The following is a 6,533-nucleotide window of genomic DNA, read 5'->3' as shown; positions in this document are numbered from 1 at the left end:
GGCGTGTTGATTTCATGACGATGAACTCCCTGGAAAACGGCTGCTGTCGAGACGGCGGCGCATTGCGCTGATGTGTCCTTCAATCAGCTCGGTCGACATGCCAAGCGTCGACATCACCTGTTCCGCCAGCCCAATAGCTGCGGCAAAGGATTGCTGGTACACGCGCACGTTGGGCATGGCGCGAAATGCATCGGCCGCGGTCGTACTTCTGCATGACACCCACAAGGTCAGCGCCGGACGGCGCTCGGCAATCGCCTGGGCGATGCGCAACGCTTGCTGGGCATGGGCGAACGTCAGCACCACCATGTGCGCATGCGTCAAGCCGGCAGCCAGCAAGGTATCGGGCCGACTGGCATCGCCATGGAACACCGGCGCGCCGGCGGCACGCGCGGCCTCGACCTTCTGCGCGTCCGCCTCCAGCAGCAGATGCGCCACGCCGGCGTGGCGAAGAATCTCGCTGACTGTCAGGCCAAGCTCGCCCGCGCCGCAAACGATGACATGGTCTCGATATCGCGCCGTCTGCGCGGCGATCTCGACTTCTTCAGCCTGGGGTGGCTGAATGACGCCGCCGGTGCGGCTCAAGAACCGGGCAAGTACATCGTGATGGCGGATCAGTAGCGGTGCCAGGGCCATGCTGAGCACCAGCGCAACTAGCATGGGTTGTACGACGGTCGCGGGGATCAGATGCTGCTGCAAGACCATGCCCAACAACAGCAGGGCGAACTCGCCGCCATGCCCCAACGCTATGCCCGTGCGCCAGGCATCGAGGGCGGACAAGCGCGTCGCCCGCAAGGCCAGGGTGTTGAGCCCGATCTTGACCGGTACCAGCACTGCCAGCCACGCCAACACCGTCAGCGGTGCCGAAAGAATCTGTGCTCCGTCCAGCTGCAGGCCGACAGTCACGAAGAACACCCCCGACAACACATCGCGAAACGGTTTGAGGTGGTTTTCCATGTGGTGCCGGACGTCGCTCTCGCCCAGCACCATCCCGGCCAGAAACGCGCCCAGGGCGGCGGATACGCCGACGGCGTGCGCAGCGGCGGCCGCGGCCACGACCACACACAAGGAGGCGAGCATGAACGCTTCCTCATGACCTTGGCGAGCCACCCAGCCCAGCAGGCCATGCAACAGACAGCGCGAAGCAACCGCCGCTGCTGCGAACAACACCAGCACGCCCAACACTTCGAGCAGCATGCTCTCGACCTTCGGCGACTCGCCGCGCGCCCAGATCGCCAGCAAGGCCAACAGGGGCACGCTGGCCAGATCCTGAAAGACCAGCACGGCGATGGCGCTGCGGCCATGGCGTGTGGTGAGTTCACCCTGGTCGGCCAACTGCCGGCTGACCAGCGCCGTGGAAGACATGGCCGCCGCAGCGCCGAGCAGCGCAGCGCTCTGAGCTGGCTGCCCCAACCCCATCAGCATCAGGGTCAGAGGTGCGGCCACAACGACCATCTGCAAACTGCCAGCCACCAGTACGGTCTTGCGAGTGAGCCAAAAGTGCCCGAGGGAGAATTCCAGTCCGACCATGAACAGCAGTAGCGCCACTCCCAGCTCGGACAGAAAATCAAGCGCTTCTCCCGGCGCGACTACACTGCTGACCGAAGGGCCCAGCAAGGCGCCGACGGCGAGGTAACCCAGCAAGGCGGGTACTCTGAACGCCGCCGTCGCCACCGCCGCGAGGCTGCATGCCGCCAGCAGGATCAGGGTGGCGCCGAACAAGTCCTGCATCGGTCAGCGCCCCACCTGTGCAGATGCCCAGCGCACGATGTCCTGCGCGCCCAAGGCGCCGGCCTGACGCCCGATCTCCCGCCCACCCTGGAACAGGGCGAGCGTCGGAATGCTGCGGATGCCGAACTGCGCGGCCAGGTGGGGTTCTGCCTCGGTATTGACCTTGGCCAGCCTGACCCTGGGTTCGAGCTGGCGCGCCGCTTGCTGGAACTGCGGGGCCATCATCTTGCACGGCCCGCACCAAGGTGCCCAGAAATCGACCAACAGTGGCAGGTCGCTGCGCTCCACGTGGCGCGAGAACGTCGCCGTGGTCAACTCGATGGGTTCGCCCGTGAACAAGGGCTGCTGGCAGCGGCCGCAGTTGGGATGTTCCGATAGCTTCGCAGTCGGTACGCGGTTGATGGACTGGCAATGCGGACAGACGAGGTGAAGATCATTCTTCATGGTTCGCCTCCTTGGACCACAGTGAGGCTGCCGCGCTTCGGGTCACAGACAATGCCGACCAATCAACGACTTGGAGCCAATCGTTCCCGTCTATGCTTACTCCGGCCTCTTCCAAATGAGCAGCGATGAACGCTTCGGCCTGCATCAGCCACCTTTGGACAGTATCTTCCTGACTAGGAATCAGCAGGATTTCAGAGACGCTGCTGGCATCCAGCCCGTCCACACGGATAAGCAGAAAAATGCGCCGCCACAAACGCGGCATGTCCTTCAGCAGGTCGAATGCAAAAGCGAACTCGCTCGACCGATCAACTAGCTCCTCCTGTTCCGCGATCGTTGCGGCATCGGGATGCTGACTGTCAGCGATGATATCGGCCAGCCTGAGTGTGTCATCGGGCTGATAAAATTCGAAGACTTCCTCTTCCACCATGGCCTCGGCGACGTCCTGGGCATCCGCTTCGACCGGCGCGTCCAGAGAAACGAATTCGCCAAATTGCCGGCTGTTTGCCACTTCGTGATCCAGGACGGCGAACAGATGCTTCAGAAGACCGAAGTAAGCCGCTTTTTCTTCCGGCACGGATTGCCATTCCACCTCAGCTTGGACAATCGCTTCATCCACCACGTCGCGCAGCGTCGGATAATCGCGCGGTAAATCGCCGACGGCACGCAGATAAGCCAGCTCACGCCTTGCGACAGCCTCAAGTTTCGACAGTAGAGGCATTCGGGTCACTTTGGCCTCATGGGCGGCTGACGCGGGTTTTGCGGCAATTCGCACCTTGAGCTCGCGCAAGCGCTCGCGTCGTGCTTTGCGCTTGATTTGGTCCTGAGCATGCAGCCGGTCAAAATGCTTCTTGGCCTGACGGAACAACGACTGTGCGAGCATCTGCGCGAGGGGCGTCAGCTCGTCATGTGATGCAGTAACGCTGACAATCTTTTTGCCGGGCAGGTGCATATAGCCACTGGCCAGAAATTGCCGCTTGGTCTTGTCGCGATCAAGGACGATTTGAAGTCGCACTGAATCTTTAGTGTGTTTGTCGAGCAATGGCTTGAGGGCGTGCTCGATCACATTTCCCAAAGCTCTCTGCCATGGTTCATGAAACTCTTTGTCGATAGCTCGATAGCTATATTGCATCTGCATATATGACTCCTTTGATGTCATTTCTATGGAGGCACGAACCGAAAATGCTCATATCCATAGAATTTAGTTTGACCCGCTCTTATCCCTGGCGCGTTTTGCGAAGACGCCAACTCAAGAACAAAAGCGTGACACCATAGACTGCCGCATAGAAGCCCAACAGCCAGCCTGCGGCCAGGAATGACTCGACCGGACGGGAAAAAAATATCCACAAGACGATAGCGCCAAGGACAATCGAGAGCAGTCCACTGAAGGCAAGCCAGATTTCACCCTTGATTTCTTGACGCAGCCGAACGGCGGCGGATATCTCCAGCACACCGGTGAAAATCGCCCAGAACCCCACGCTAGCCCATAAAAAAGAAGCCATGACCATCGTGGCGACCCAAGGAGCAACCAGGACGACGACGCCGGTAAGTATGCCGACAATGCCGCTGAACAGCAGCCAGCCCCAGCGCTCTTTTTTCTGGATATGGCGCACCGCTGCAACCAAGTTGAAAGCGCCATTGACCAAGGAAAATGCGCCGAACACTAAGGTCATGGCCAACAGAGCCGATTGTGGCATCCAGAACGCAAGGGCTGCGAAAATCAATGCCAAGACACCGCGCAACGCAAAAATCCACCAATTTTCGGTCAATGAACACAGTGTTTTGGTGGGCTCATCCGCACTGGAATCGGTGATGGTATCTGTATTCATGCTATATCTCCTAAAGATCTAATGGGGTGAAAAAGCAAACACTCCTGAGCCAAGAGAGGGGCGCGACGCGCCCCTCTTACGCCCTATCCAGCGGTTTCAGAACAACTTGGACAGCTTTGCCTTGATTTCATCGAGCCAGCCTTTTCCGCCGCCTCCCCCAGCCGTCTTTTGCTTGACTTTCTTGAGTTCGGCATACAGGGGCTCAAAGTCCTTCTTCTTTCCATAGCCCAGCAGTTCTGCCATTTCCAACTGCTGCCGCGCTTCGTTCAATAATGTCTCCAGGCGCTCATTGGACGCTTCGCTCCGCTGACCATCTTCTACCAAGGTCTCGGCGCGCTTCAGGAGCAGCCTGGCGCGCAGGGCGGGCAGCGGATGCACGCTGCGCGTCTCGACCAGCGTGCTGAGCGCTGCCTGCAGCGCGGCTTTGGCTTCTTCAATCTTGCCCTGATCGATCAGCGGCACGACTGACTTCACGGCTGCGGGATAGGACGCCAGAGGGATGTTGGTGACCGCGATCACGATTTCACTGGCCAGCAAAGCCAGCACGTGACGTGCCTGTTGCACCTCGCCATGTTTGAGGGCATCCAGCGCCTCGTCGGTCATCGCCTCAATGGTTTCCGTGTTGGCGAACAAGTCGTGCACGATGGTGCGCACATCAACGGGGGCCAGGGCAAGCGTGGGTTCGCGCGCGACGATCAGCTCCAGCTTTCCCGTCACTTCGGCCAGCGTTGCCAATGCGCGTGCAGCGTCCTTGCCGTCAAGTGCGGCCAGCGCTGATTTGGTCAGCGCCAAGGCCGAGACGGCCTCATCGAGGACTTGTTTACGTTTGTCTGCCGCCTGCGAGTCCGTTTCCTTCTGAACCTCAGGCTGTACCTCCGTGACGACTTCAGGCTTGGCCTGTGGACTGACAGGAAGGCTGCTTACCGCGGCCTGTTCGTTTATTTCTTTGTTCGTCGCATTGGGATTCGATGTTTGCTCATTCATGATGATATGCCTCGTATGAGTTAGTGAAAATAGGCGAATCTATTGGGGCTGACTGCGAACATCGCGAGACTGACCGACCGAACAGTCGGCCCCTTCATCACCTCAAAACAGCTTTTGGAGGCGCGTCTTCAACTCGTCGAACCATCCCTTGCCGCTTTTGCCACCAGCCGACTTTTGCTCAATGGACTTCACCTGATCGAAGATGGGTTTGAAATCCGCCTTCTTGCCATAACCCAGGATCTGCGCCATTTCGATCTCCGTGCGCACGGACGACAGTAAGGTGCTGAGCTCCTCGTTCTGCTTGGCATCGCGCTTGTCGGTCTCGGCCAGCTTTTCAGCTTTTGCCATCGCGGCTTCAGCCCGTAGCACGGGCAGAGGAAAGGCGACCGAGGTCACCACCAGCGTGTTCAGTGCGCGGGCGAGTTCCGCCTTGGCGTCGTCGATCTTGCCGCTGTCGATGAGCCGTGCGGCCGACTTGATCGCTGCCGGGTACGTTGCCATCGGCAGGTTGTCGGTTTCGATCACGATTTCGCTGGCCAGATTGGCGACGATGGGCCGGGCCTTTTGCACCTCGCCATCACCCAACAACTCCCGAGACAACTTGACCGCTTTCTTCACCGTTTCCACGTTGGCGTGGATATCGCGGGTGATGACGCGTACATGGACCGGCGCCAAAGCAAGTTTGGCGTCGCGTGCCAATACCAGTTCCAGCTTTCCGCTGGCCAGTTCCAGCGCAGCGAGCGCCTCCTTGGTCTTCTTTGCATCAAGAAGTGTCAAAGCCTCCTGGGTCTTGGTGAGCGCCGTGATGGCGTCCTGAGTGAGCTCAGCACGCTTTTTTTCGGCTTCCCGGGCGGCCTTGTCATCTACCTGTGGCTGCGCCGCCTTGGAAGCGGCAGAGGGGGCTGCAGCACCTGGGCTAGAACCTGCCGCCGATTGGGCCTGGGCTGGTCCGCTCAGTCCGACGACGACCGCCAGGGCAAGTGCGGAGAAGGTTGATTGGGGCTGTTTGATATTCATGATATTGGGCTCCTAAGTAAAGTTAGTTGACTGAGATTTCAATCTGTTTCGGTTTGGCTTGCTCGGCCTTGACAAGCCGCACTTCCAGTGCGCCGTCTTTCATCGAAGCCGTCACCTTGGTCGGATCAATGTTGTCAGGCAAGACAAAGCTGCGCACAAAGCGGCCATAAGCACGTTCGATGCGGTGGAACTTCTTGCCCTGCTCCTCTTTTTCCAGTTTGCGCTCGCCGCTGATGGTGAGCACGCCGTTTTCCGCGCTGACGCGCACGGCATCCTTGGGGACCTCCGGCAGATCCAGCTTGAGGAGGAATACGTTCTCATCCTCGCTGATGTCCACCATTGGTTCCCAGTCCGCCGTGGTCATGGCTTCGTTGCCAGTACGGGCGCCCTGTCGCTGGGGGGGCCGTCCCAACATCGTCGCCAGGCGGTTTTGCAATTCATCCAGTTCCCGGAAGGGGTCCCACGGAGTCAATGCAGACATATCGGTTCTCCTTGAACAATGCCGGCGAATTGGATGACGCAACGAACAGAGCC

General features: G+C 59.5%; 7 protein-coding genes. All 7 read right to left on the bottom strand.

Features of this window, described 5'->3' with window-relative positions; translation table 11 throughout:
* Window positions 1-12: 12 nt before the first annotated feature.
* A complete protein-coding gene (gene kefB-GI / locus CDE01S_RS10000) occupies window positions 13-1,728 on the bottom strand; it encodes a heat resistance system K+/H+ antiporter KefB-GI (RefSeq protein ID WP_059889426.1) in 1,716 nt (571 codons plus the stop codon).
* Between the two features lie 3 nt (window positions 1,729-1,731).
* Window positions 1,732-2,172, bottom strand: coding sequence for a heat resistance system thioredoxin Trx-GI (gene trx-GI / locus CDE01S_RS09995; RefSeq protein ID WP_012761376.1), 441 nt, complete (start codon window positions 2,170-2,172; stop codon window positions 1,732-1,734).
* Complete coding sequence (locus CDE01S_RS09990; protein WP_066706524.1) at window positions 2,162-3,307, bottom strand: hypothetical protein; 1,146 nt, start codon at window positions 3,305-3,307, stop codon at window positions 2,162-2,164. The genes trx-GI and CDE01S_RS09990 overlap by 11 nt, the downstream gene beginning before the upstream one ends.
* A 79-nt stretch (window positions 3,308-3,386) precedes the next feature.
* Window positions 3,387-3,998, bottom strand: a complete 612-nt coding sequence (gene hdeD-GI / locus CDE01S_RS09985; protein ID WP_003285392.1) for a heat resistance membrane protein HdeD-GI — start codon at window positions 3,996-3,998, stop codon at window positions 3,387-3,389.
* A 96-nt stretch (window positions 3,999-4,094) separates the two neighbouring features.
* On the bottom strand, window positions 4,095-4,982 hold the full coding sequence (gene yfdX2, locus CDE01S_RS09980) for a heat resistance protein YfdX2 (protein WP_059889432.1): 888 nt from the start codon (window positions 4,980-4,982) through the stop codon (window positions 4,095-4,097).
* 102 nt (window positions 4,983-5,084) lie between these two features.
* Complete coding sequence (gene yfdX1 / locus CDE01S_RS09975; protein WP_059889434.1) at window positions 5,085-5,999, bottom strand: heat resistance protein YfdX1; 915 nt, start codon at window positions 5,997-5,999, stop codon at window positions 5,085-5,087.
* A gap of 22 nt (window positions 6,000-6,021) precedes the next feature.
* Window positions 6,022-6,480 carry a small heat shock protein sHSP20-GI gene (hsp20-GI, locus tag CDE01S_RS09970; RefSeq protein ID WP_059889436.1) on the bottom strand — a complete coding sequence of 153 codons (459 nt, stop codon included), beginning with the start codon at window positions 6,478-6,480 and terminating at the stop codon, window positions 6,022-6,024.
* Between the last annotated feature and the right edge of the window lie 53 nt (window positions 6,481-6,533).

Source organism: Curvibacter delicatus NBRC 14919 (assembly GCF_001592265.1).
Classification (GTDB): domain Bacteria; phylum Pseudomonadota; class Gammaproteobacteria; order Burkholderiales; family Burkholderiaceae_C; genus Hylemonella; species Hylemonella delicata.
Note: the sequence above shows the minus strand (reverse complement) of the source record. Positions and strands in the feature narration are given on the sequence as shown.